General features: G+C 42.7%; 20 protein-coding genes. 9 read left to right on the top strand and 11 right to left on the bottom strand.

Annotation, left to right across the window (positions count from 1 at the left end):
* Positions 1-17: 17 nt before the first annotated feature.
* Positions 18-398 carry a VOC family protein gene (locus V1U08_RS06605; protein ID WP_014232050.1) on the bottom strand — a complete coding sequence of 127 codons (381 nt, stop codon included), beginning with the start codon at positions 396-398 and terminating at the stop codon, positions 18-20.
* Positions 399-779: 381 nt separating this feature from the next.
* Positions 780-1,319, bottom strand: a complete 540-nt coding sequence (locus tag V1U08_RS06600; protein WP_330470246.1) for a CPBP family intramembrane glutamic endopeptidase — start codon at positions 1,317-1,319, stop codon at positions 780-782.
* Positions 1,320-2,196: 877 nt separating this feature from the next.
* Here V1U08_RS06600 and V1U08_RS06595 point away from each other — a divergent pair.
* The 3 genes from V1U08_RS06595 (at position 2,197) to V1U08_RS06585 (ending at position 6,794) form a co-directional block, all read left to right on the top strand.
* Positions 2,197-4,863: a beta-N-acetylhexosaminidase gene (locus V1U08_RS06595; RefSeq protein WP_330470245.1), complete on the top strand. Its 2,667-nt coding sequence runs from the start codon at positions 2,197-2,199 to the stop codon at positions 4,861-4,863.
* Positions 4,864-4,951: 88 nt separating this feature from the next.
* Positions 4,952-5,614, top strand: a complete 663-nt coding sequence (locus V1U08_RS06590) for a response regulator transcription factor (protein ID WP_330470244.1) — start codon at positions 4,952-4,954, stop codon at positions 5,612-5,614.
* Positions 5,601-6,794 (top strand): HAMP domain-containing sensor histidine kinase, encoded by a 1,194-nt coding sequence (locus V1U08_RS06585; RefSeq protein ID WP_330470243.1) that lies wholly within the window; start codon positions 5,601-5,603, stop codon positions 6,792-6,794. The genes V1U08_RS06590 and V1U08_RS06585 overlap by 14 nt, the downstream gene beginning before the upstream one ends.
* 92 nt (positions 6,795-6,886) lie before the next feature.
* Here V1U08_RS06585 and V1U08_RS06580 read toward each other — a convergent pair whose 3' ends face one another.
* The 6 genes from V1U08_RS06580 to V1U08_RS06555 form a co-directional block, all read right to left on the bottom strand.
* On the bottom strand, positions 6,887-7,366 hold the full coding sequence (locus tag V1U08_RS06580; protein ID WP_330470242.1) for a GNAT family N-acetyltransferase: 480 nt from the start codon (positions 7,364-7,366) through the stop codon (positions 6,887-6,889).
* Between the two features lie 868 nt (positions 7,367-8,234).
* The gene (locus V1U08_RS06575) at positions 8,235-9,749 is read right to left on the bottom strand and encodes a CoA-acylating methylmalonate-semialdehyde dehydrogenase (protein WP_330470241.1); all 1,515 of its coding nucleotides are present in this window, start codon (positions 9,747-9,749) and stop codon (positions 8,235-8,237) included.
* 840 nt (positions 9,750-10,589) lie between these two features.
* Positions 10,590-10,808 (bottom strand): hypothetical protein, encoded by a 219-nt coding sequence (locus V1U08_RS06570; RefSeq protein WP_065296962.1) that lies wholly within the window; start codon positions 10,806-10,808, stop codon positions 10,590-10,592.
* 10 nt (positions 10,809-10,818) lie between these two features.
* Positions 10,819-10,983 (bottom strand): hypothetical protein, encoded by a 165-nt coding sequence (locus V1U08_RS06565; protein WP_196769638.1) that lies wholly within the window; start codon positions 10,981-10,983, stop codon positions 10,819-10,821.
* A gap of 11 nt (positions 10,984-10,994) precedes the next feature.
* Positions 10,995-11,159 carry a hypothetical protein gene (locus V1U08_RS06560; RefSeq protein WP_162889686.1) on the bottom strand — a complete coding sequence of 55 codons (165 nt, stop codon included), beginning with the start codon at positions 11,157-11,159 and terminating at the stop codon, positions 10,995-10,997.
* 544 nt (positions 11,160-11,703) lie between these two features.
* Entirely contained in the window at positions 11,704-12,873 is a 1,170-nt protein-coding gene (locus tag V1U08_RS06555; RefSeq protein WP_014232080.1) for an iron-containing alcohol dehydrogenase, read from the bottom strand.
* A 280-nt stretch (positions 12,874-13,153) separates the two neighbouring features.
* On the opposite strand from V1U08_RS06555, the gene V1U08_RS06550 reads away from it, so the two are divergent.
* The gene (locus V1U08_RS06550) at positions 13,154-14,533 is read left to right on the top strand and encodes a GntP family permease (RefSeq protein ID WP_024373073.1); all 1,380 of its coding nucleotides are present in this window, start codon (positions 13,154-13,156) and stop codon (positions 14,531-14,533) included.
* A 139-nt stretch (positions 14,534-14,672) separates the two neighbouring features.
* On the opposite strand, the gene V1U08_RS06545 is transcribed toward V1U08_RS06550, so the two are convergent.
* Together V1U08_RS06545 and iolB are read right to left on the bottom strand one after the other, a co-directional pair.
* Positions 14,673-15,128 (bottom strand): methylglyoxal synthase, encoded by a 456-nt coding sequence (locus V1U08_RS06545; protein WP_014232082.1) that lies wholly within the window; start codon positions 15,126-15,128, stop codon positions 14,673-14,675.
* Between the two features lie 178 nt (positions 15,129-15,306).
* Positions 15,307-16,131 carry a 5-deoxy-glucuronate isomerase gene (gene iolB, locus V1U08_RS06540; protein ID WP_014232083.1) on the bottom strand — a complete coding sequence of 275 codons (825 nt, stop codon included), beginning with the start codon at positions 16,129-16,131 and terminating at the stop codon, positions 15,307-15,309.
* Positions 16,132-16,947: 816 nt separating this feature from the next.
* Between iolB and V1U08_RS06535 the strand changes: the two genes are divergently transcribed.
* The 3 genes from V1U08_RS06535 (at position 16,948) to V1U08_RS06525 (ending at position 20,658) form a co-directional block, all read left to right on the top strand.
* Positions 16,948-17,970: a Gfo/Idh/MocA family protein gene (locus V1U08_RS06535; protein WP_014232084.1), complete on the top strand. Its 1,023-nt coding sequence runs from the start codon at positions 16,948-16,950 to the stop codon at positions 17,968-17,970.
* 157 nt (positions 17,971-18,127) lie between these two features.
* Positions 18,128-19,603 carry a sugar porter family MFS transporter gene (locus V1U08_RS06530; RefSeq protein WP_020336445.1) on the top strand — a complete coding sequence of 492 codons (1,476 nt, stop codon included), beginning with the start codon at positions 18,128-18,130 and terminating at the stop codon, positions 19,601-19,603.
* A 149-nt stretch (positions 19,604-19,752) separates the two neighbouring features.
* Positions 19,753-20,658: a sugar phosphate isomerase/epimerase family protein gene (locus tag V1U08_RS06525; RefSeq protein WP_020336446.1), complete on the top strand. Its 906-nt coding sequence runs from the start codon at positions 19,753-19,755 to the stop codon at positions 20,656-20,658.
* A gap of 66 nt (positions 20,659-20,724) precedes the next feature.
* Here the strand turns inward: V1U08_RS06525 and V1U08_RS06520 are convergent, their stop codons facing one another.
* The gene (locus V1U08_RS06520) at positions 20,725-21,741 is read right to left on the bottom strand and encodes a LacI family DNA-binding transcriptional regulator (protein WP_330470240.1); all 1,017 of its coding nucleotides are present in this window, start codon (positions 21,739-21,741) and stop codon (positions 20,725-20,727) included.
* Between the two features lie 245 nt (positions 21,742-21,986).
* Here V1U08_RS06520 and V1U08_RS06515 point away from each other — a divergent pair, with 245 nt between their 5' ends.
* Both V1U08_RS06515 and V1U08_RS06510 read left to right on the top strand, forming a co-directional pair.
* Positions 21,987-22,925: a sugar phosphate isomerase/epimerase family protein gene (locus tag V1U08_RS06515; RefSeq protein ID WP_118118740.1), complete on the top strand. Its 939-nt coding sequence runs from the start codon at positions 21,987-21,989 to the stop codon at positions 22,923-22,925.
* A 339-nt stretch (positions 22,926-23,264) separates the two neighbouring features.
* Entirely contained in the window at positions 23,265-25,172 is a 1,908-nt protein-coding gene (locus V1U08_RS06510; protein ID WP_330470239.1) for a bifunctional 5-dehydro-2-deoxygluconokinase/5-dehydro-2-deoxyphosphogluconate aldolase, read from the top strand.
* The last annotated feature ends 569 nt before the right edge of the window (positions 25,173-25,741 follow it).

Genomic DNA, 25,741 nt, shown 5'->3' with positions numbered 1-25,741 from the left:
CTTTTACGTGATATTACCTAAGCCATGATATGGGTAGCGCAAAGCTTATTACCCGCAGGATCACGTAGATAGGCAAGGTACATTTCGCGTGGACCAACCGCTCTTACACCTGGTGGATCTTCACAGTCAACACCACCACTCTCCAAGCCGGCTTTATGCCACAACTCGACTAATTCTGGGCTTTCCACTTTGAAGCCAATAGTCATACCATTTCCTGAAGTTGCAGCTTCACCATTGATTGGCGCGGTGATAGCAAAAGTCCCCTCAGGATGAAAATAGAAACAGCGTCCATGTGGATCCAAGACACCTTCTTGGTAGCCCAGAACGGCTAAGATGGCGTCATAAAATTGCTTGGATTTATCGATATCATTCGAGCCAACCATAACGTGACTAAACATTTATATGTCCTTTTTAGAGTGTTGTTGAACTAACCTACTCTGCTATATCAACTTTCTTATGTCTATTGATGCTTTGTTAAGGTGTGAAGCACGTAATATGGTATTTTATATTTTGCTAATATAACCAAAATTCAAAGGGTGAATGCGGAGCAAGCACCGAATCGGCTTCCTCCGATTGAGTGTCGTATTAACCACCGATGTGGCAGGCAAATCCCATGGATTCAACTTTGCGTTTTAATTGCTCGATTTTTTCATCCGGGTTTGATGCCGTATTTTCCATTGGTTAGATACGCCCCATAAGCAATCACACACTATGTTGGTATCTTAAGTTTACACTTCGTCTGACCATGTAAAGATAGCGTATTAATACATATTCAAAACTTACATGCCTGAACCCATCAGCTTTTCTGGGTAAAATGAATAAGACAAAGATGCGTTCCAAAAAGCATGAAGTAAAATAGTAACCAATGTGGCCCAACAATGTCCATATTTAACTCGAAAGTATTCGTAAGTCACTGCAAACGCCACTCCCAGACCTAACGCATTTACCGCGTTTGCAATATTATTAGTCAGGTGAGTTAGAGAAAATAAAAAGCTCGCAATGAGTACAGATAAAAATATACTGCGTGTAATTTTACGAAAAACATTTTGAATAATGACCTGAAAAATAATTGTCTCAATAACAGGAGCTAATACAACCAATGAAAAATAATCAATGCCACCCCACACTTCGGCGTATGAATAAATAGAACTTAAATCGATATCAAAATAATGGTCGATTGCAGTAGAAATAGATAGCAGCGTATTATGCGTCAAACTAGACCAAGTACACATTAGCGCGTATACAATAAAGATAAACTTAGCATTGGAGAAGTCATAAATTTTCATCAACTTCTCATCATAAAACAGAAAGTACTTCATAACTCTCCAGATAAAGTATCAATATACCAATTAAAAACATAAACTTGAGTTAACATCAACTACGACTCACTTTTTGTTTTTTCTTTTTCATATCGTGCCTCTTGAATGCCCCATGAGCACCAAAATGAAAAGGGTAAAACTAAAAGAATGACTACCATCTCGAGTGATTGTTCGAAAATAAAGTCTATCATTGACACTTCATCGCTATTTATAGAATGCACGATAAAACGAATAGCGAAGACGACGAATAAAATAGAGATGCTATTAAATAATACATATTGGAGGAACCCTTTGGTCCGCGTTCTTGACCAATGCTCAAACTGTGATTTATTCATTTCTAACCATCTTTAGCAACCTGAAATCACATGCTAGTAAGTTGTTAGAAAATCACTACTACAAAATTCCAAATATTCGACCGGATTAAAAAAGTGATAGCTCCAAACAACAACAGATGATTTAAATCATAAAACCAAATGTTTATTTTTAATTACTTAATCACTTAGTAATTGGAAACATTTGAAGTCCGTCGCATTCCCCACTGCCTGTGATAAATCATCCATAAAGGACGGACTTTTTGACATTCCCACCACCTTGATCACCTTAGTCTTATATTCCGGTGAGCACGTATGTGCTGATAACATCGACTGAACATTTGTTGTATCAGGCGATGGAATTTAAAAGGATGCGATCAGGTTATGGGTCGCTAAGAAACTATGCTCTTGTTTGCCCTTACTTTTTATATGACCATACAAGCATATTGTTTATCAATATCTAAAGAATGGTATAGAGCAAGCGGATGGTTTTTGAACGCGCGAATAGTGACTCCGATTTGGTGGTTTTTAAATAATAAGGTTATACGACGTTTAAGGTATTCCACATGAATGTAAATATTAGTGCCGTTGCGACTGCAATTTCACTGTCTCTTTTGGCAGGTAATGCTTATTCTTCAGAACAAAATCAACAAAAGACAGAAGTAATACAATCGGTAGTCGATACTGTCGCCTCTTCGCTTGAAGTTCACATCGCATCAATTGAGCATCAGCCAGCTGATACCAAGGCGAAATGTCCCGGAGGATATTGCTATCGCGCTGAGATCACCCTGACAAATAAAGGCAAAAAAGAGATTGTTGGAGACTGGGAAATCTACTTCTCCAACCTTCGCCGTATTTTGGATACAAAATCAGATTTATTCGAAATTACACACGTGAATGGCGATCTTCATCGAATCGTCCCAACCAGCAAATTTAAAGGCTTGAAACCAGGTGATTCCGTAGCAATTCAGTTTGACGCCGAGCACTGGAAAATCGTCGATTCTGACTACATGCCTCGCTACTACGTGGCAGCACAAGGAGCCGAAGCTCGAGTTATTCCAAATACTATTCCGCAGGAAGGAGATGGCCTAGCCGACTTGTCCGGTTACCTGGATTTGATCAGTACCGCACCGGAAGACGCCAATATGTGGCAACGTTACCCAGAAGACAGCAGCATCATGGCAACCGCTGGAACACGATATGAAAGAAACCTTGCAGTAAAAGATCTCGGCTTATCATCTGTCTCTGCCAAAATCATCCCTTCCCCTATCGATATAAAGGTGCATAACAGCAGTGTTAACATCAGCTCCGGGCTAAATTTGAAAATAGAAGAAGATAGCCTGACGGCAGACCAGCTAGACGCGCTCGAACACCGCTTCAACCAGCTTGGCGTCACACCGAATAAAGGGATCCCCGTTGTAATTTCTGTCGACCCTAAACACAAGGCATTTAAAGGAAAGACTAAGCAGGAAGCTTATACCCTGAAGGTGACACCAAAAGAAGTCCGGGTCGTTGGGGCTGACCCAGCAGGTGCATTTTATGGTGTACAGTCATTAGCGGCGCTCGTCACAGTCGGCAGCCAGACTATTCCTGAAGTCACTATTGATTACGATGCACCACGATTTGAACATCGAGGTATGCATTTGGACGTAGCTCGCAATTTCAAATCAAAGGCTGAGATCAAGAAAGTACTCGATCAAATGGCCGCATACAAAATGAATAAGTTTCACTTCCATCTCGCAGACGATGAAGGTTGGCGTTTGGAGATTCCCGGCTTGCCAGAGCTCACCGAGGTTGGCGCACAACGTTGTCATGATTTGAGCGAACGTCAGTGCCTGTTACCACAAGTTGGCTCAGGTCCGGATGACACCACATCTGGCTCTGGCTACTACAGTGTTGACGATTATGCGGAGATCTTAGCCTTCGCTTCAGCACGTAATATTCAGGTTATCCCGTCTATGGATATGCCCGGCCATGCGCGAGCAGCCGTAAAATCAATGGAAGCGCGCTATCACAAATATGCGGAACTTGGAGATATGGCTGCGGCTGAAATGTACCTACTTACTGACAGGCATGACGGCTCGGAGTATTTCTCGGTTCAAAACTACACTGACAACACGATTAACCCTTGTATGGAATCGAGCTTTGTCTTCATGGACAAAGTCATTTCAGAGATTGCTAAACAACATAAAAACGCGGGGCAACCTCTGGTGGACTATCATATCGGCGCTGATGAAACCCACGGAGCTTGGGTTGATTCCCCGGTGTGTCGAGCACTGTTTGTCGATCCGACCAATAATATCGATAACGTGGCCGACCTTGGTGGATATTTCATTGAACGAATCAGCCATATCCTGGAAGCCAGACAACTAAACCTCGCCGCATGGAATGACGGATTAAAACATGGCAGTTATATGGACCCAACCAAGCTTGCTGGTGACGCTTCAGCCTATACCTGGTCAGCCCTATTCTGGGGTGGTGCGAATGAAGCCCACTCCCTAGCCAATGCAGGTTATAACGTTATTTTGTCATTGCCTGAGGTCACCTACTTTGACCACCCATACGAAGCCGATCCAAGAGAACCGGGGAACTATTGGGCAGGACGTTATACCGATACGCAAAAAGTCTTTAATTTTATGCCGGAGAACTTACCAGCCAATGCTGAGACCATGACGGACAGAGACAATAACCCATTCGAAATCCCTGCCAGCACAGTAGCCCTTCAGGATGGTAAGCGCTTTAAAGGTATGCAAGGCCACGTATGGACAGAAATGGTTCGTACTGATGAACAGTTGGATCACCGTGTTTTCCCTCGCATTTTAGGCATTGCAGAGCGAGCATGGTCAAAAGCGGACTGGGAACTAGAGTACGATGCTGAAAAAGCGTATCGAACCAATACCTCAGGATATAAAGGCACTGACCATATGGGTAAACGAATAGTAAACCGTGATAACGACTGGACCGAATTTGCCAATACTCTGGGTTATAAAGAGTTTGCGAAGTTGGATGCCGCAGGTGTGGCCTACCGCCTTCCAGTTCCCGGAGCGAAAATCGACAAAAGCGGAAAGCTGTCCATTAATAGTGCATTCCCTGGTGTTACCGTTCAATACTCGGTCAATGGCACAAACTGGCAAAACTACGATCATTCAAACAAGCCAACAGTGAAAGCTGGCGTGAAGATACGTTCGATAGCCAGCACAGGTCGTGCTGGTCGGGAGATTGTCGTTAACTAACCTATAGTTGGCTAACTGTGGCTATCTGATGGTTAACCCCTCAGGTAGCCTTTTTCCATGCACATCATTTGATTTTCGGAGGAGATGGATGCGTGTATTGATCGTCGAAGACAGTATTCAAATCGCGGCGAATATTGGTGAATACCTTGAAATAATGGGTCACTCGGTAGATTTTTCTTACACAGGACAAGCAGCTCTCGAGTTATTATCCGAGAACCAATTCGACGTGATGATCTTGGATATTATGATGCCTGGCTTAGATGGGCTGTCTACGTGCAGGAAAATACGGGAGCAAGGTCGTGAACACCTGCCTATTTTGTTTCTCACCGCTTGCGATACGTTGGAAGATAAACTGGCTGGTTTCGCTGCAGGTGGCGATGATTACTTAGTCAAACCATTTGCTATGCAGGAGTTACTAGCAAGGCTCGAGGCGCTCACATTAAGAGCCAAAGGCGGCAGAAGTCATGAGATCACTTTTTCCGGTTTGACCCTTTCCACCGAAACAGAACAAGCTTTCTTTCAAAACAACCGATTAAAGCTGGACCCACTGTTGTTCAAGCTATTAAAAACCTTACTGCTGTCCGCTCCCCGTATCGTACATAAACAAGATCTTGAATACGAACTTTGGCATGGAGAGACCATCGATAGTAGTGTTCTGAGAACACATATTTATCGGCTGAGAAAGGTACTGCCTGAAGGATTACTGGAAACCGTACGAGGAAAGGGTTATCGCCTCAATGAGATTAACTAGTCAATATTTTCAAAATCGGCTTTATAACCGAGTTTTCGCTTTGATTATGGGGCTGGTCTTATTATTAGCCCTTAGCCTTTTACTAATGGCTTGGATTAACGCGCAACTGCACACAGACAGCCTGGTCAATCAAAAGTTGAATCAGCAAATGCGCTTCTTACTAGATGATTCCATCAAAAAAGGTCGCCTGGTCAAAGTCAATTCTCCGATGTTTTCCAGCTTTGTGGGGTCGGATAAAGGCTTACCACTTTATTTGTCAGGCTTAACAGAACAAGGGGTATTCGAAATTGAACACCCGAAAGTGCACGTGCAAGTAGTCAGTTCTCCATTTTCCGATGGCTTGCTTTATCTGCTCTATTTCCCTGAGAAAGATCTAGAGAGAAGCCTTTATCAGAATAGGCTCAAATACTATGTTGTTATCGGTGTAATGGCGTTAATGGGCATAGGACTCATTGCCAGTCTTTACATCACCCGGATTATTGTTAAGCCCATCACCACTCTGCAGAAAAATATTGAATGTGCCAGCCCTGATTCACCTCCTGCCGTATTGGACAGGCAAGATGAGCTAGGTCAGTTGAGTCGGAGTTTTACTAACGCATTTCAGCGAATACGAGCATTTGTCGAGCGAGAGCACAACTTTACCCGGTTTGCCAGCCATGAGCTCAGAACGCCAGTCACTATTATACAGGGGGCATTGGAAGTCATCGCCTACTCACCGGATCTTGCTAAAGCGCAGCCAGCGTTGAGTAGAATTGAAAGTGCAAATAAAGATATGCAGGCCTTAATTCACACTTTTCTTTCTATTAGCCGAGAGTCCAAAACCGAGCAGGTAGAATTGTTGTCGTTACAAGAAAGTCTGGACTACTGCTTACAACAGTTAAGAACAGACAAGGCTGACATACTGTCGGTTCAATACAGTCTCAATTCAAAATCGGTGAATAAAATACTGGCCCATGTCGTGATACAAAATGTGTTAAGAAATGCCTTTAGTTATAGCGCCAATAGTGTGGCAATAGAATTAAAGTACGATCGACTGGTGGTTTCGAATGACATCGACCCCGACTGCCACTCTGGCTATGGCCACGGCATCGATATTATCAATGCTATATGCGAAAAAGCCGATTGGTTGGCTTTCTATCGGTGTCATAACAATAGGTTTAGTTGGCTCATCTATTTTTGATAGTGGTGAAGTAGCATACCACCTAACCCATTAAACCGTAGATAGGAATGCTATGTTAAACCCATGCCTTGGGCGCCACTTTCACACGCGTGTTATATCCAAAGCGATTTGTTTAGCACCCATTTTTCGAGCTCTTCGTTATCATCATCAACCACCATGCCTGTAAACACGAAATTATTAGCATTGACAACATTCCGTGAAGCCAGATTCGTTGACGAAATCAAAGCAACTACGTTTTCAACGGCACCAGAGCCGAACGCTAAATTGCAAAGTTGGTTAACGGCAGACTTTGCCAACCCACGACCTTGTTGTTGAGGCGCAACATTGTACCCAATTTCCACCTCACCAGCTTTAGGGGCATCTTTAAAGCCGCAAAAACCAACGACATGATCTTGGGATAACATCATGTAAGGTAATGACCATATATCAGCCATCGCGTTTTGAGCGTGTTGAATTGAACGAGTGAGAACATGCTTTGGTGGGATAGAACCGTTACAAAACTCAATGTCTATACCCGATGTATCCGCGATCAATTGATGAAGTTGTTTTTTATTTATCTGCTGAAGTTCCATTATCTACTCTTGAGAAAATGCCTCTGATGTATCTAAAAATGAACGCTGCCAGAAACCACCTCAAATCGACGCTATTCATAGCGAGGAGAATAAATAAGCTCCCACACCGAGTGGAATAAGCGTAATTACGCACAAAACAGCACTTCCGATTTTATCAAAAAGTGAAGTAAGACTCTGAACTTTAATCGCCTTACGCAGCCTGATTAAAGATATCACTGAACCACAAAACCATACTGCAGTGAACATTATGATGTGACGATCGCTACCTTGGAGCCATACATTCTTTAGCGCAATGAAAAACACACCATGCATCAGCAAGGTGATTACAATAACAATTCTTGCCACTTTCATATCCCCAGCCAAAGCTTAACCCCACATTAAGAAAGGATTTGCAGCAGCAAAATATCCGCAAATCACGTTATTATAATCAATTGAATCTGGCACATCGGATAGAATAGACAACTGACACACAGTGTGAACCCATCCTATGTCAAAGTATTGTTACTTTTAACATTAATAGCAGAACTTATCATGTATTGGGAAGCCCAAGCGGCCATATAAGCAAATAAAATCAAGCTGCGTCGATACCTTGCTCATTCCAAGGTTGGACAATAGAGTATGCGGTCATAGCGGGATGAGATACAAAATGGCTTAGTTCAACAACAGGCATAGGTTTGGATTTGGGTTTGGATTAGGGCAACGGCAGATTAACCAGCCTTTATAGTGAATCTATAAACCCTGGAAATATCTTAATGGCATAAAAAAGCTGGCTATTCGCCAGCAAAAAGAAAAAAAGGTAGCGCGCTCTGCCACGCGCTAACCCATCCGGGCCCCTACCATGCCCTACCAAAACGGATAAAAGGTTTGATTAGCCTAATGTTGGCATATTAAATGAGCTTGAGTGTTGCTCTAGGCGAACATCACTTGCAGGCCAGCGGCTAGATACTGTTTTCATTCTTGTGTAGAAACGAACACCGTCATTACCGTGCACATTTAATGGACCAAAAACAGAACGTTTCCAACCACCAAAGCTGTGGAATGCCATTGGTACTGGGATTGGGATATTGATACCTACCATGCCAGCTTGGACATTTTCACTAAACTGACGAGCCGTTTCACCATCACGAGTGAAGATAGCCGTACCATTGCCATATTCATGACGGTTAACCAGTTGGATAGCCGTTTCAAAGTCCGGAACACGAACAATCGCAAGCACAGGGCCAAAGATCTCTTCTTTATAGATAGTCATCTCTGGTGACACATTGTCGAACAATGTTGGACCCACAAAGTATCCATTTTCAAAACCATCAACACTCAAAGAGCGACCATCGATAAGCAGATCAGCCCCCTGCTCTACACCTGAGTCGATGTAACCAATGATTTTCTCTTTGTGAATTTGAGAAATCACCGGCCCCATATCATTCTCTTTACCTTCGACAATGCCAGGGCCAATGGTCATTTTATCAACGCCGGTACGCAGTTTATCGATAAGGTGATCCGCTGTTTCGTCACCAACGACTACTGCCACAGAAAGAGCCATACAACGCTCGCCAGCCGCACCAAATGCTGCACCGATAATCGCGTTCGTTGCCATATCCAAATCTGCATCTGGCATTAAGATACAGTGGTTTTTAGCGCCGCCCAAAGCCTGACAACGTTTACCATGTGCTGATGCCGTTGAGTAAATGTACTCAGCAATTGGTGTTGAGCCAACAAAGCTAACCGCTTGAACACGTGGATCCGTTAGTAGTACATCTACAGACTCTTTATCGCCATTCACTACATTAAACACGCCGTCAGGAAGACCTGCTTCAGAAAGTAGCTCAGCCAGAATCAAAGAAGTTGTTGGATCCTTTTCTGACGGTTTTAGAACGAATGTGTTACCAGTCGCAAGTGCAATAGGGAACATCCACATTGAAACCATCGCAGGAAAGTTAAAAGGAGTAATGCCCGCACAAACGCCTAGTGGTTGCATCAGTGAATGGCTATCAACACCAGTACCCACGTTAGCTGAATGCTCACCTTTTTGAAGATGAGGAATGCCGCAAGCAAACTCAACCACTTCCAGGCCTCGAGTTAGCTCGCCCATTGCATCTGAGTAAACCTTTCCGTGCTCAGTAGAAATCGTTTTGGCAAGCTTGTCCATATTAGCTTCCATTAACTCTTTGAACTTAAATAGGATTCGAGCACGTTTTAATGGCGACATTTTCGACCATGCAGGAAATGCCTTAGCAGCAGATTCAATTGCCAGTTCCGTTTCACTCTTTGAGCTAAGAACGACTTGGCAAATTTGTTCACCAGTAGCTGGATTAAAAACTGGAGCAAATTTGCCGCTTTGGCTTTCCTGAATGCTTCCACCGATATAGTTATGAATAGTCTCCATGACCAACTCCTATTTTAGACTGACTGAGCGACTTGTTTCGCGTTGTACTTATGGCTATTTCTGTTTTAAAAAGCGGTTTCTAACGTCAAATTGAGCTTCGTTTATTGATGTCAGGTTTGCTTTTCCTTATCGAACGAAACCATTCTATGAAATTAATTTTTCATTTTCAATATATATGAAAAATTTAATTTACACTTTTGAAACGCCAGATCACAAAAAGAAACATACGTCAGATAGAAACAGAGTAAGTCCTTTACAACTAGGTTGGTTTCTCTAAGGGAGTGAAGGGTAATATTTAAGGACCACGGAAAGTATTTTGAAATAAGGACACTTTTTAGGTGTGGGTTCGCAAACGACTGAAACGCTGTACTCGTCGAATCTGTACACTGAAGTCAGAGCGTTTAATTCAATGTGAGTGGTTGGTGTTCGCTACAATGACTGACAGCAGGAACGTCCTTGATTAAATTGGAAATGAACAGACTCTGGCGAGTCATGTTTTTGGGTGAGATACGTTATGATTCTTCTCGAAGTACATCCAGTATTTCATAGTGGACTGTGCCACTATTCTGCCCTGCTGCTTCTATCTGGTGGTAATTTAAGTTCATCATCAACACTAACATTGGCGTTTTAGTTCACTGACTGTTGTGCTGTCCTTTGGTCATAGTGCCACCAGCTTTGAGACTCGCCTTAACACCCTAGTCGGGTAGACTACTCAACTTTCCACTATTCCCGCGAAGTATTACTGCCTATTTATCTATTAAACTACTGACAGCATACGAGGTAAGCTCTTTATATACCTCTAAATTAAAAAATCATTTAATCAGCTGTTTTTATTAACTTTTATCCATGTAACACTGTAAATGATGTCACCAGAAGTAGCAGAAAATACAACTCACTACCGTTACTCTTAGTCAACATCGGCATGTTGTTTTGTACAAATTCATTAAAAAGAAACGCTAAAGGCTTTTGGTCCGCTTTCATCTTAATGCTATTGGTTTCTGGGTTTTCTTCCGCGTCTTTTACCATGTAGTACGCGTTGTAAGCGACTGCTCCGTACATATCATTCTCCTCATAAAATTTGGGTTGCTTGTGGTTCAGGTACCGCTTTTTTGAAAAAAGCCATAAATGAAAAACGCTTTCTCTCTGTCTTTACCGCTTCGGCTTCTGAGACAGTTTGATTCTCGCGCGCGTCTTTAACCATGTAGTAAGTGTTGTATGCGATTGCTCCGTACATATCGTTATTCCTTATACAGTTTGAGTTGTTTGTGGTTCTAGTACTGCTTTGTTGAAAAGTGCTTTAAATGAAAAACGCTTTTTCTCTTTCTTCACGGCTTCGACTTCTGAAGCGACTTGATTCTCGCGAGCGTCTTTAACCATGTGGTAAGTGTTATATGCGATAGCTGCGTACATAATTTATTCTCCAAATGTTTGTAAGTTTCCTACATCAACGGGAGTAAATATAGATCCAGCTCACACAAAATGCAATAGATATTTTAAATTTACACACAAATAAAATAAACATTTCCACACCAGAACATAATCAATTGAATTTATTGGACAATTCAATTTAAAGCCTGCCGAAGCTATGTTTCATGGCGTTCAGGACAACGAAAACAAAGCACTTTTTCAGCTAAAGAATGCCAGGCCGTGTAAGCGCGCAGCAAAAAATTAAGTCGGAATGCCTTCTTGTAAGAAAAATACATTACGTAATTGAGCGAACTTGAAACGAAAAGTTTGTTTATAAGTGGGCAAAATTGCAGGAAAGAACCGTCTCTCAACGAGTAAAGAGAAGTAATACTGAGTGGCAAAGCAGTGAGTGTAAGTTAGGCAAGAGTAAGCAGGCTTAGGGTGATAGACGCGCTCTTCAGCTGCTGGAAAGCAATTTGGAAGAGCGCGCTACATGATTTGAAATCGTGTGGCTTAGTCGGCAATCGATTGTCGACTTCGGACTATTCTATTCGCCTTCATTCCAAACCGTTTTGTAAAGCTCGATGGTTTCTTCTAAAGAAGGAACGCGAGGGTTATTACCTGGTGACCCAGAATCCAGTGCTTGTTGCGCCATGGTCGATAGAAGCTCAAAGAAACGCTCTTTATCAATACCATATTGAGACGGCGTAGGAACGGATAGCTCTGTATTTAGTGCACGCAGTTCATTGACTAACTTCTTACATGCAATTGCATTGGTGTCAGACATAGAAGCAACACCAATAGCGCGAGCACACTCTGCGTAACGTTGCTCAGCGCTTGGAATGGAAAACTCGGTGATAGCAGGTAGCAACATTGCGTTTGATAAGCCGTGAGGAACATGAAAAAACGCACCAATCGGTCGGCTCATGCCATGCACTAATGCCACTGATGCATTAGAGAATGCCACTCCAGCCAACGTCGCACCAAACATCATATCAGAGCGAGCGGCCTCATCTTTTGGATTGTGATAAGCCTGACGAATACTCTTACCAATTTTTTCCATCGCGATCAGAGCTTGAGTATCTGAGAATTGGTTCGCTTTTTGACTAACATACGCTTCAATAGCATGAGTGAGCGCATCCAGGCCACAGTCAGCAGTGACGCGTGGAGGAAGTGACATAGTTAGTTCGTAGTCCACCAGCGCAGCGATAGGCATAAATCCAAGGCCAGAGCACAACATTTTTTCGTCATGTAGATCGTCTGTAATCACCGTGAAGCGCGTGACCTCAGAGCCGGTTCCAGCAGTGGTAGGAATGGCAATGATCGGAAGCCCGGCTTCGCTAACATCACGAGGGAATTTGTAATCTCTTACTTGCCCACCAAATTTACCAACAATTGAGATGGCTTTGGCACTGTCGATTGGACTTCCTCCACCAATAGCAATAATGGAGTCAAATCCTCCTTCACGCACCATTTGTACACCTGCCTCGATTGAGCTTACTGTCGGCTCTGGAATCGTATCAGAAAATACGGAAGCCTCGATGCCCTGTGCAATTAGCGCCTCTTGAACTTTTGCTACATAACCTAGTTGAACCATCATCTTATCGGTGACAATTAACGGTCGAGATGCACCTACGCTTGCCATTACATCCGCAGCCTGAAGTGATGCCCCTTTGCCTACATGCATAATCCTTGGTAATACGATTCTTGCGCTCATTCTATTTCCTTAATCATTACATTGGTCGTGAATTCTAAGAGTAGATGAAATACTTGCTCTTAAACGTACCATTCGAAACAAACTTATTGAAATGAATTTTTCATTTTATGTGAAGAATGAACAGTCCAAATACGCCTTATCTAGTGTTTTACTGTCTTTGATCAATATATCGGATGATTTACCTACATGAACTCAATCTTTCACTTTATTTAAAATAAAATGAATGTTTCAATTTATACATATTTTGGAAATAACATTTGATTACATATTGGAGATTACCGTGGACGTTGGAATATTGGGCATATTGCTGTCGTTAGTTTTGTTGATGTACCTCGCGTACCGAGGCATGTCAGTCATTTGGTTAGCACCTATTTTGGCATTAGTTGCTGCTCTGTTTTCTGCCGGAACGTACATGATGGCCAGTTATACAGAAGTCTTCATGTTAAGCGCAGCAAACTATGTAAAACTCTATTTTCCGGCCTTTTTGCTTGGTGCGATTTTTGGCAAAGTGATGGATGACTCTGGCGCTGCAAAGTCAATCGCTAAAGTCATTGTGAATAAGGTTGGGAGTAATAATGCGATCTTAGCCGTGGTGCTCGCCGTATCGGTGTTGACTTACGGCGGTGTATCGATGTTTGTGGTGGTATTTGCAGTCTACCCTATTGCCGCTCAAATATTTAAAGACAGCAATGTGCCTAAACGTCTGATTCCAGGAACGATTGCGCTAGGCTCCTTCACATTTACCATGACCGCTTTACCAGGGTCACCACAAATCCAAAATACCATCGCGATGCCTTTTTTCGGTACCACGGCATACGCTGCGCCAGCGCTTGGATTAGTTGGTGCCGGTGCCATGTTTGGCTTGGGCATGCTTTGGCTTAAACGCCGTGAAGCGATTGCTCGAACAAACGGAGAAGGTTACGGCATTCACGATGAGTCGGAAAGTGACGATAGCGAAGAGAATAACAACATTCCTTCAGCGACCATTGCCTTTATCCCGATCGTTATCGTGCTGGTTTTAAACTTTCTGATCGTGACTTTCTATTTCCCAAGTGTCGATACCAGTTACCTTGCCAACTACGATACTACGCTGCAAAAAGTAAATGGCATGTGGAGCCTTATCATCGCGCTAACCACCGCCATTATCGTCGCACTCTTATTGTTTAAGAAATACATGAAGGACATACGCTTTTCTCTTAACGAAGGCGGTGAAAGCTCCATCATGCCGATCATGAATACCGCCGCCGCCGTTGGCTTTGGTAACGTGATCAAATCGCTCTCCTCCTTTGAATTAGTCAAAGAAGGGATACTTTCGATACCAGGAACCCCACTTTTATCCTTTGCGATGTCGACCAGTTTACTTGCAGGCATCACAGGCTCAGCCTCCGGAGGCCTGAGTATAGCGTTGGATGCGCTTGGTCAGGTTTATATTCAAAAAGCTCTGGAGTTAGGGATTAGTCTTGAGTCTTTACACCGTATTGCAGCGATAGCTTGCGGCGGATTAGATTCACTCCCTCATAATGGCGCGGTGATTACACTGCTTGGGATCTGTGGCATGACTCACCGCGATTCGTACAAAGATATTTTTGTCTGTACGCTGGCGATTCCTGTCGTTGCGACTGGTGTTGTTTTAATTTTCGCGTCCATGGGCGTGGTGTAAATCTACTCTCACTATCAGTATCGATAGAATTCTTGAGTCCTTCATATAGCTAAAAGCAGAGTATTCTTACTCTGCTTTTTTGTTTCCATTTCATTCATTTCCTATAACCGATTTTCTTATTCAGAATCTGAGGAAAAGGCTAGGTCCGGTTACTCAAATATTTTTCATAATCAGGAATTTCGATTTCCACCTCTCCCGAAATACACTCAGATGCAAACAAAAAATCCGCCGTCGCTTGATTTGTGGCAACAGGAATATTCCACACACTGGCAATACGAAGTAACGCCTTAACATCAGGGTCATGTGGCACCGAGTTTAGCGGGTCCCAAAAGAAGATCAGCATATCCAGACTCCCTTGAGATATGAGACTTCCAATTTGCTGATCGCCGCCCATTGGACCGCTAATCATGCTAATAATGGTTAAATCGGTATTCTTCTGGATCATATGCCCCGTAGTACCAGTGGCATAAAGTGTGTGAGGTTTCAGTTGCTCTTGTTTTGCACCAACCCACTTCAGGAGTTGAGCCTTACAGTTATCATGCGCAACTAACGCGATATGTTTACTCGCAGGTATGATTCGAGTTGTCGTATCCATAACAGTCTTCTTCTAAAAGTAAAAGGGAGTACTGAGCAGGTGTTCACTCAGCCATCGTTGGTGGGTATTTTCATTATCGATAAGAGCAAAGAAGCCATGAAAATCATGGCTTCTGGGGCGGATTTATTCTTCGTGATTCAGTTGGAGCCGAGACAAAATCGCCCTGCTCTATCGCAGATTAATCATGTTTTGCCGCATACTCTGGGCCATTAACCCAGTTATGGTCTTCTTCCCAAGTAAATAACCACTTACGTGAAGGGCCGGCCATAACATTGAGGTAATAGCTATCGTATCCCGCAATCGTCGCAACAGGGTGATACCCTTTCGGTGCCTTCACAACATCTTTGTTATAAGCAGCCATACACTCGTCTAATGAGCGGTCATCGGTATAAACACGTTGTAGAACGAAGCCTTGCTCTGGGTTTAGTCGGTGATAATACGTCTCTTCAAGATAAGTCTCATTTGGCTCGTTTGCCGTGTCGTGTTTGTGGCTCGGGAAGGAACTTGTGCAGCCTTCATCAGTGTAAACTTCCACAACCAGCAATGTGTCTGCTTCGGCATAATCAGGAAGAATGTTGTGAACATAGCGTTTGTTGTTACCAACGCCTCTCGCTTCAGCATCGATATTTTCTGGTGCAATCAAACGAGTAGGATAAGTGCCTTTACTTGGCGAGGTACATACTGCCAGCTCAATATCTGTCAATGCCTTCACTTCACAGTTATCACTTGGTGTCACATAAACTGCATAAGGTTTTTTGCGCTCGAATGGACACATGCGATCACCAATATTCTCGTATGTTGCCGAGTCCGTCACCACAGTTGCCTTACCAGCAACCAATACCAGGCAAGTCTCTACTTCTGAAGCTGGCAGAGAAAGGCTTTCACCTGCTTTTAACTCATAAGCTTTAAATCCAACATATCCCCAATCAGCATTTTCTGGGGTAATGTTTTGAGTACAACCGTCAGATGGAGACGCTTGATATTTCGATAGTAGATTAGACATTCAACTGTTCCTTATGCGTATTAATGTGCACTTCCCAAATGGGCTTTACATTTCAATTTTACCCATAATATGAAATGAAGATTTCAAAAACAATGATAAAGATCGGCTAATACCCTTATGTAGAGTCTTCTTTAAGATTTTTCCCTTCACAACTGAACATAGATCACAAAATGATGCCCAGCCTCTATTAACACATTTTATGAAATAAAATTTTCACATCGAAAGATAACTTGAAGGCAACCAGGTGACTGATAACACTTAGCTTCTGGTCGTCGTCTGAACCATCGTACCTGTATAATGTAGGCCAGCCATGGGTAGGTATAGATAAATAGCGTCCAATATACGCCGTATTTAGAATCAATAGCAATATTCTCGCTGCTATCAATTCACTGTGAAAACCCGTCATGTCCAGAAAACAAGCCTTATTGCGCAACTGAGTGACTATTTGTGAGGCCACACAATCAGAATTTTCTTACTCTCCTTTCAGCTTAAGATCACATTTTGAACAAGCGGTTTATTGAAGAGAATACCCTTACCCCATTACTCTGTTTAGGTGCGGCAGACACCGTTATATCTAGCGATACGCTCTACTTTTAAGTCAGCGATTTAATGAAATAGAACATTCACTTTAAATAAAAAGCAAAATAAATATTCCATTTTAAGTTCTACTTCACATTTGCTTGGCAACGCGAATGCTATATTAGCCTCCAGATTATCGGTAAATGAGTAAGTTACTTACTAATTCAATAATCAAAGTCTGAATGGTGAAACAAAAAAATCACTATCCGCACAAAAACATAATTAAGGATGAATATCATGTCTTTAAACATTACTGATCTAAAAGTAGGTGTAATTGGTGTTGGTGCTATCGGTAAAGAGCACATCAAACGTGTGAACTATCTCACGGGTGCTCATGTGACCGCAGTATTTGACGTGAACAATGACCAAGTACGCTCATGGCTGACTCAAGAAAATATTGAAGCGGAAGTTTTTGATAATGGTGTTGACCTAATCAATTCCGATATGGTCGATGCAATTGTTGTCGCATCTTGGGGCCCAACGCACGAAGAGTTCGTACTAGCAGCAATCGAAGCTGGTAAATACGTAATGTGTGAAAAGCCATTAGCAGTAACGGAAGAAGGCTGTCGCCGTATCATTGATGCTGAAATGGCTTGCGGTAAGCGCCTTGTTCAGGTTGGCTTCATGCGTCGTTACGACAAATCATACCGCCAGCTCAAATCCGTACTTGATCAAAAGATCATTGGTGAGCCATTAACGCTAAATGCCTGGCACCATGCACCAGAAGCACCAGGGTTTAGTGGTGACATGGCGATTACTGACTCATTCGTTCATGAAGCAGACGTTCTGCGCTGGCTATTGGATGAAGACTACGCGACTGCACAGGTTATCCTTCCTCGTAAAACTCAAATCTCTTCTGAGCCAGAGTTACAAGATCCACACATCATGATTCTAAGTACTAAATCTGGTGTTCATATCTCGGTTCAGAGCTTCGTATTCTGTCAGTATGGCTACGATATTCAATGTCAGATTACCGGTGAGAAAGGTGTTGCTGCCCTTCCTGATCCTGCGACAACTGTGATTCGTACCAACGCGACACTACAACAAGAAATTTTTGTAGATTGGAAAGACCGCTTCTTTGACGCCTTCGACGTTGAATTCCAAGAATGGATTGATGGCGCTCGTGCAGGCCAATTAACAGGCCCAACGTCATGGGACGGCTACTGCGTATCAGTAACGATCGATGCTTGTGTGAAAGCAAAATACTCTGGTGGCATCGAGAAAATCGAACTTCCAGAAAAACCTGAATTCTACAATTAATCAATGATTTATAAATCATTAGGTTACAAATTCAAAATCTAAACAATTTATATCGAGTAATACCTACAGTGTATACGGGTGCAGGGATTTGCACCCGGTTGCAACAAAGCAGTTCTGTTGCCCTACACAGAAAAATAAAATTCATTTAGGAGGATTCATGTCCACTAATAATCAAACTGTAGATACAAGTTATAATTTACGTTATATCCTCGTCATCTGTGCTGTTGCAGCGCTTGGTGGCCTGCTACTAGGTTATGACACCGCAGTAATCTCGGGAGCAATTACCCCTATTGCCACCTACTTTGAACTAAGTTCTATCGGCGTCGGTTGGGCTGTATCAAACGTTGCCATTGGTTGTATTATCGGTGCGTTCCTATCCGGTAAGGTCGCTGATAAATACGGCCGTAAAAAGGCCCTCATTTTATCCGCCATTTTATTTACTATTTCAGCGATTGGTGCAGCCCTTGTTGACACGTTCTTCTGGTTTATCGTTTATCGCATGATTGGCGGATTAGCGGTTGGTATTGCCTCTTCCGTATCACCGATGTACATGTCAGAAGTCTCACCGAAGAAAATCCGTGGTCGTGCGTTAAGTTCGCAAAACTTTGCCATCGTATTCGGTCAAGTGGTTATCTTCGTTGTTAACTTCTTAATTGCTCAAGGTATGACTCACGAATGGCTGGTTGATGTAGGCTGGCGTATCATGATTGGTTCTGAAGCTATCCCATGTGCGTTGTTTGTTCTTGCATCATTCTTCATCCCTGAGTCGCCTCGTTGGTTAGTGCTTGTAGGACGCGAAAAAGAAGCGCTTGAAGTCACTGGTAAAATCTTCAACCCTGCTTATGCGCCTACGGTTATTAACGCGATTCATAACTCTATCCACGAAGAAGCAGAAAACAAAGCGCAAGTTGAAAAGCTTCAAGTTCACAAACAACGCCGCTTTTGGGTTTTCGTTTTCATCGCAACCATGATTGTTATCTTCCAACAGGCAAGTGGTGTAAACGTAATGATGTACTTCGCACCAGTTGTACTTGAAAAAGTAACAGGTAACAGCCAGGTCGCGCTCTTCTTGACTATTTGGGTCGGTGTGATTCAGCTAGTGGGTACCTTAATCGGTTCTCTGCTCATGGACAAAGTTGGTCGCAAACCACTGCTAAAAATTGGTTCATTGGGTGCCACGTTCGGCCTGCTGTTGACGTCTTACTTCATTTACCAATCTGCAGGTTTGCAAGGTGAAGCCGCTATCCAAATGGGTTACTGGACACTGTTTGGCATGATGGTATTCATGATTTGCTTTGCGTTTTCATGGAGCTTAGGTGCATGGATTGTCGTATCTGAAATCTTCCCTAACCGCTACCGTGGTTTAGGTATGTCATTTGCTATCGGTGGCCTTTGGGTAACTAACTTCCTGATCGGTCTAATCTTCCCGGTAATGAATGACAGCCCGCTTCTCAATGAGATGTTCCGTGGCGCATTCCCGATGTGGGTATTTGCTTTCTTCATGATTGTTTCTTATTTCTTCGTAAATCGCTACCTACCAGAAACCAATGGTGTAGCACTAGAGAGAATGGAAGAGCATGTTATGACTAACTGGAACGGCCAACAGACCAAAAAAGTAGACGTACCTGCTTAATAGGTCCAATAAACCCACTGGCAATTTGTCGCTCATACTTAGGAATGTATCGATGAGAGACAAATTGCCAGACTAACTAATAACGACTTAATAATTACACGTGAAATCAATAATAGGTTGATTGATATACACTTTATTTGGAGGTTTTTATGAAAATCGCATTCGACGTTGATGTACTAGCAAAACAAATGAGTATCCCGGATATGGTGCACAAAGTTGCTGACTGGGGTTACAAGTATATCGAGCAATCGCCTCATCCACGTATCAACCCGTTCTACAAGCACCCACTATTTTCTCGTGAGTGTGAAAGAGAATACAAAACTGCCCTACGTCAGGCTGGCGTTGAACTTTCTTCTTTTATCGTTGTTTATCGTTGGTCAGGCCCAACTGAAGAACAACGTAAACATGCAGTAGCAAACTGGAAAAAAATCGTAGAAATCGCTGTTAACATGGGTGTAGAAGTAATCAACACAGAACTTTCGGGCGATCCAAACCAACAAGAAATCTGTAACGGAATGTGGTTCCGCTCTATGGATGAATTACTACCTCTATTCGAAAGAGAAGGCATTCGTGTCGAAGTGCAATCGCATCCATGGGATTTCTGTGAACTGAATAATGAAACGTGTGACCTAGTTAAATCCTACCGTTCGGACAATCTAAAGTACGTATACTCTGCGCCTCACGGTTTCTTCTATGATCAAGGCAAAGGTGACGTTCGCTCAATGTTAGAGTATGCAGGTGACGATCTTTCTCATGTATTGTTTGCGGATACCTTCAACCAAACATTGGATTGTCGTTATATCGCTAACCCACCTTGGTTAAACAATCAAGGTCGCAGTGATGTAGCTATCCACCAGCACTTAGCGATGGGTGAAGGCGATGTAGATTTCGATACTATGTTCTCAACACTAAGAGATATGGATTTTGCGAACAAGAAATTCGCAGTTGGTGGTGATTCAATTGCTTGTGTTTCTTATTTTGGATTCCCAGAAAAGATGGACGTGCAAGCACCAGCGGCAAGAGAGCGTTTAGAAAGAGAATTCTTACTTCGATAATATAATAGTTCTAACTATTATCCAGGTACGGGGCAATATTATCTGTCCCGTACCATTAAAACATTATTATTGTCGATTTATTAAATGTGATTGACGTGTAATTAACGTTCCAGGCATAAGTATTTTGTTATTACTATTAATATCAGAATTAAGTAGTTCAACAGATTTACTAACCAAAGGGATGAGCTCCTGCCTGAATGTTGTGAGTCTATATTTAGGGGATGACGCAAGATCTATATCGTCAAATCCTACAATTGCAATAGTGTTATCAATTTTGTGGTGATGTAATGCATCCAAAGCACCTATGGCTAAAATATCATTCTCACAAAAAATAGCGTCAACTCTCTGATTAACATCGGTTGTTTTTATGTAGTCAGAAAGGCAATTAAATGCGAGGTCTCTGGCATAGTGTTTGATATTAAATCTGTGCTCGAGTGGTATATCACACTCAGAAAGTCGACTGTTAAAACCTTGAAAGCGTCGCAGCCCTGTTGATTTTTGTTCCGGGCCAGACATGTAAGCCATTCTTTTATAACCTAATTGCATGAAAAGATTGGCCACTTGCTGACCCGCCGTTATGCCATCAGTGCTGACAGAGTGAACGTTTGGCGTATCACAATGACGATACAGAGAAATGAGAGGAATATGCTCAATGTTTTTTTCAACGATTTCTTGAGGTAAGTCGGTACCAAGAAATATGATGCCGTCGACTTGCAACTGACCTGCTAACGTAAGGGCATTCTTATAGTCTTTTTTAGAATGAATATTGAGAACTATTGGAATTAACCCTTTATTTTGTAGTTTTGATGTGAGTTCATCAAAAACAGTCAATACAACCGGAGATCCTAACTCTGAAATAAGTATAGCGACCATATTTGTTTTATTTTTTGCTAGGCTTCTTGCAAGTAAGTTAGGCTTATAGCCAAGTTCTTCAGCGGCTTTTAGCACTTTATTTAAACTAGACTCAGAAATTGAAGAACCCTGAGTAAATGCTCGGGAAACAGTCCATTTTGATACACCTGCAAGTTTTGCCACATCACGAGCAGTGATATTTTTTGTGACTTTGTCTTTATTTTCTTTCATTGGCTCAACAATTATATTGACAGTTTATTTTTATAGGATTTAAATTGATTTTAAAATAATCATGACTCTGTGACTATATAAAATCACGAAATAATACAAAGTGTCATTAATCGCACCGTTGATCAATCTTTTTGGTCAACAAATGCGAAACTAACCAACTTTGCACCCGGTTGCAAAAAGGTGCTAAGAGATTTATCCAGTTTTTGAATCAAAAGTGAACAATTTAGAATATCGAGGTTAATACTATGCAACTAGCAATTTGTACTGATGTATACGCAGATCTTTCATTCACAGACATGTTAGATAAAGTAAAGTCAATGGGTATTGACGCTGTAGAAATGACAGCTGGTGGCTGGGGTGCGCGTAAGCATGTGAACACTCAAGAGCTTCTGGGCGATGAAACCAAACTTCAGGAGTTCCAAGCTGAGCTAGAAAAACGTGGTATGCGTATTTCTGCTTTGAATACATCTTGTAACCCGCTTTGGCCATCAGAAACGGGCGAGCAATACGCGAAGAGCATGTACGAGTGTGCAACATTAGCTGGCAAACTTGGCGTGAAAAAAATTGTTGCTATGGCTGGTTTGCCTGCTGGTTCTCCTGAAGACAGAACACCAAACTGGATCACATCGACAGTATCTTGGCCTGATTTCATGGCACCAGCTTACGAGTACCAATGGGAAGTCACTATCAAGTTTTGGTCTGAATATGTCGATCACTGCAAGAAGTGCGGCGTAGAACAAATCGCGATCGAAGAGTTTCCTGGCACTATGGTTTGGAGTGCGTCAACGCTGCTTAAACTGCGTAATGCGGTTGACCCAATGATCGGCATCAACCTTGACCCATCTCACATGATCATTCTTGGTGCGGACCCGATTGCCGCTGCTCGCGCATTAAAAGGCTGTATCTACCACGTGCACGGCAAAGATGCTCGTATCGAACGTGGTCTAGCTGACATTGATGGCCTGCTAGAGCCACGTCCAGTTGAAGACAGTGCAGACCGTACCTGGAACTACGTTGCAGTAGGTTGTGGTCAAGATCTTCAGTGGTGGAAAGAGTTTTTCTCTGTATGTCATATGATGGGCTACAACGGTGATGTGTCACTAGAGATGGAAGACCTGACCATGACAGTGGATGCAGGTGTTGAAACCTCTATCGACGCTTTGAAAGCAACAATCAGCCAGTAATTGCTATTCTCTGTTGTTTAGGTGCTAAGATATCGAAGCCCAAGAAACACGCTGAATGAAATTACATCGAATGGAGTAGCTCATACGAGTTGCTCCATTTTTGCGTAAGAGGGTTTCCAGCGCTCATTTGGTCCCCTTCCCTAGCTGGCAGAAAGTAGTGAACCAATCTCTACTCCAACCTATTTGTACGATATGGAATAAAAATTTCATCATATAATTTGTGAATTCAACACCCATCACACAACAGGAGTTTAATTTTACTTACAATTAGTAATGAAATAAAAATTCCACAAATTTAAAGCAGTTCGCTTGTTAACGCGATACCGTGAGAGGCTCAAAGTGAAAACTGAAAAGAAATTAGACCTGATTTGTATGGGACGAATCGCTGTTGACCTTTACGGCCAACAAGTCGGCTCTCGCTTAGAAGATATGGGTACTTTCGCCAAGTATCTCGGTGGGTCTTCAGGTAACGTTGCTTATGGAACTGCCGTTCAAGGCCTTAAATCTTCAATGCTTGCCCGCGTTGGCGATGAACATATGGGACGTTTCTTACGTGAAGAACTGGAAAAAGTGGGTTGCGACACCAGCCACCTTGTTACCGATAAAGAACGTCTTACTGGCCTAGTCATTTTAGGCATCAAAGACGAAGACACCTTTCCACTTATCTTTTACCGTGAAAACTGCGCTGACATGGCAATCAGCAAAGAGGATTTTACAGAAGAGTACATCGCATCAGCGCGCTGTCTCGCTATCACTGGTACGCACTTGTCAAACCCAAAAACTCGCGACGCCGTCTTGACTGCCCTTGAATATGCCCGCCGTAACGGAGTTAAAACCGCGCTTGATATTGATTATCGTCCTGTGCTGTGGGGCCTAACGTCACTGGGTGACGGTGAAACCCGTTTTATCGCATCAGATAAAGTGACCGAAGAACTGCAAGACGTTTTGGGGTTATTCGATGTAATTGTCGGAACAGAAGAAGAGTTCCACATTTGTGGCGGCTCTACAGATACCGTTGAAGCACTCAAAGCCGTACGTAAGGTTTCTGGCGCAGAATTGGTTTGTAAACGCGGTGCTCTTGGTTGTTCTGTCTACACGGATTCAATCCCAGAAACTCTGGATGAAGGCATTACTGTACACGGTGTGCGTGTGGATGTGTTGAACGTGCTTGGCGCTGGTGACGCATTCATGTCTGGTCTTCTTCGTGGCTACCTCAACGGTGAAGGATGGGAAAAAGCGTGCACTTATGCCAACGCTTGTGGCGCACTGGTGGTATCTCGTCATGGCTGTGCTCCCGCAATGCCAACCAAAGTCGAGTTAGACAACTATTTAACTCGCGCTAACGATGTTAAGCGCCCTGATTTAGATCCTCAGCTTAACCACTTGCACCGAGTAACGACACGTAAAACAGGAGCATGGGACGAATTATGTATATTAGCGTTCGATCATCGCAGCCAATTGGTCGATATGGCGAAAGAAGTCGGTGCAGATGTTGGAAAAATTCCAGCGCTGAAAAAGCTCATTCTCGAAGCGAGTCGTCAGGTAAGTAGAGAAGCCGGTTTAAAAGGTCAGTCAGGACTCCTTTGTGATAGCACCTTCGGTCAGGATGTGCTTAATGACGTAACGGGTGACAATTGGTGGATCGGTCGTCCAATCGAAATGCCTGGATCTCGCCCTCTAGAGTTCGAACACGGCAACATTGGATCGCAACTGATCGACTGGCCTTTAGAGCATGTGGTGAAATGCCTGGTGTTCTACAGCCCGGAAGACGATGAAAGCATGCGCACTCTGCAAGAGAAGAAAATAGTAGAAGCGTACCACGCCTGTCTTAAGTCTGGGCATGAACTGCTACTCGAAGTCATCCTGCCAGACGGTGTAGTGAAAGAAGATCGCTTATACATTGAAGCTGTAAGCCGCTTCTACTCTTTGGGAATCAAACCAGATTGGTGGAAGTTACCAGCGCTTGAAAGCGATTCATGGAATACGATGAACAGCTTAATCATCGAACAAGACCCATATTGTCGTGGTGTGGTGATTCTCGGTCTGGATGCCCCTGTAGAAGAGCTTAAAAAAGGCTTTGACCAAACAACTGGCCACGACTTAGTTAAAGGTTTTATGGTTGGCCGAACTATATTTGGTGAACCATCTAAAGAATGGTTGTCTGGGAATATTAATGACCAAGCGTTTATTAACAAAATAAAATCAAATTACCTAGAAATAATCCACCTTTGGAAAAATAGAGGATAATATTCCTGAATATGATGTGCCCTAATATTGCACATCATCTTCTCCAAACAGCTAGAGCGAAAAAGAATTGAACAAGTAAGTGGGAAAACAGGTGTGCAACTCAGACTACTCAGCACGAGTCGCGCCTGAACTTTTATAACCTTAAGTCATTGTTATCATGGGATTTGATGTATAAAACCCTACCCTTCAGCACATTTAAAGGATAAGGCTTCATAAGCTTAGTAAAATTGTACATTCGTTTTCCTGTAAACCGTGAATATTGATCACCCCATAACCTCTGTGAAAACAAGGCAAATTCCGTATGGGTCAAATAATTAAACAGATAGAAACTTTCTTATTTTAATTATTTAATTTTCTGAATTAAACGATGAATTAACGAGGTCTGAATGTTTAAGTTCGGGCCAGTAACATGATTTTTAGAAATGAAACCTTAAATTATTGGAGTAATCTATGCCAGTCACTAATATTAAAGAACTAGATGCCCTCGTCACTCGCGTTAAGAAAGCGCAAGAAGAGTTCTCTACTTACTCTCAAGAGCAAGTAGACAAAATCTTCCGTGCCGCTTCTCT

Origin of the sequence: Vibrio sp. YYF0003 (genome assembly GCF_036350715.1) — a bacterium.
GTDB lineage: Bacteria > Pseudomonadota > Gammaproteobacteria > Enterobacterales > Vibrionaceae > Vibrio > Vibrio natriegens.
This window is presented reverse-complemented; position numbering and strand designations above follow the sequence as displayed.

What these genes read in the sequence shown, in the direction of transcription:
- V1U08_RS06605 (WP_014232050.1), bottom strand. Translation starts at nt 398, where the DNA reads ATGTTTAGTCACGTTATGGTTGGCTCGAATGATATCGATAAATCCAAG.
- V1U08_RS06600 (WP_330470246.1), bottom strand. Translation starts at nt 1,319, where the DNA reads ATGAAGTACTTTCTGTTTTATGATGAGAAGTTGATGAAAATTTATGAC.
- V1U08_RS06595 (WP_330470245.1), top strand. Translation starts at nt 2,197, where the DNA reads ATGAATGTAAATATTAGTGCCGTTGCGACTGCAATTTCACTGTCTCTT.
- V1U08_RS06590 (WP_330470244.1), top strand. Translation starts at nt 4,952, where the DNA reads ATGCGTGTATTGATCGTCGAAGACAGTATTCAAATCGCGGCGAATATT.
- V1U08_RS06585 (WP_330470243.1), top strand. Translation starts at nt 5,601, where the DNA reads ATGAGATTAACTAGTCAATATTTTCAAAATCGGCTTTATAACCGAGTT.
- V1U08_RS06580 (WP_330470242.1), bottom strand. Translation starts at nt 7,366, where the DNA reads ATGGAACTTCAGCAGATAAATAAAAAACAACTTCATCAATTGATCGCG.
- V1U08_RS06575 (WP_330470241.1), bottom strand. Translation starts at nt 9,749, where the DNA reads ATGGAGACTATTCATAACTATATCGGTGGAAGCATTCAGGAAAGCCAA.
- V1U08_RS06570 (WP_065296962.1), bottom strand. Translation starts at nt 10,808, where the DNA reads ATGTACGGAGCAGTCGCTTACAACGCGTACTACATGGTAAAAGACGCG.
- V1U08_RS06565 (WP_196769638.1), bottom strand. Translation starts at nt 10,983, where the DNA reads ATGTACGGAGCAATCGCATACAACACTTACTACATGGTTAAAGACGCG.
- V1U08_RS06560 (WP_162889686.1), bottom strand. Translation starts at nt 11,159, where the DNA reads ATGTACGCAGCTATCGCATATAACACTTACCACATGGTTAAAGACGCT.
- V1U08_RS06555 (WP_014232080.1), bottom strand. Translation starts at nt 12,873, where the DNA reads ATGAGCGCAAGAATCGTATTACCAAGGATTATGCATGTAGGCAAAGGG.
- V1U08_RS06545 (WP_014232082.1), bottom strand. Translation starts at nt 15,128, where the DNA reads ATGGATACGACAACTCGAATCATACCTGCGAGTAAACATATCGCGTTA.
- iolB (WP_014232083.1), bottom strand. Translation starts at nt 16,131, where the DNA reads ATGTCTAATCTACTATCGAAATATCAAGCGTCTCCATCTGACGGTTGT.
- V1U08_RS06535 (WP_014232084.1), top strand. Translation starts at nt 16,948, where the DNA reads ATGTCTTTAAACATTACTGATCTAAAAGTAGGTGTAATTGGTGTTGGT.
- V1U08_RS06530 (WP_020336445.1), top strand. Translation starts at nt 18,128, where the DNA reads ATGTCCACTAATAATCAAACTGTAGATACAAGTTATAATTTACGTTAT.
- V1U08_RS06525 (WP_020336446.1), top strand. Translation starts at nt 19,753, where the DNA reads ATGAAAATCGCATTCGACGTTGATGTACTAGCAAAACAAATGAGTATC.
- V1U08_RS06520 (WP_330470240.1), bottom strand. Translation starts at nt 21,741, where the DNA reads ATGAAAGAAAATAAAGACAAAGTCACAAAAAATATCACTGCTCGTGAT.
- V1U08_RS06515 (WP_118118740.1), top strand. Translation starts at nt 21,987, where the DNA reads ATGCAACTAGCAATTTGTACTGATGTATACGCAGATCTTTCATTCACA.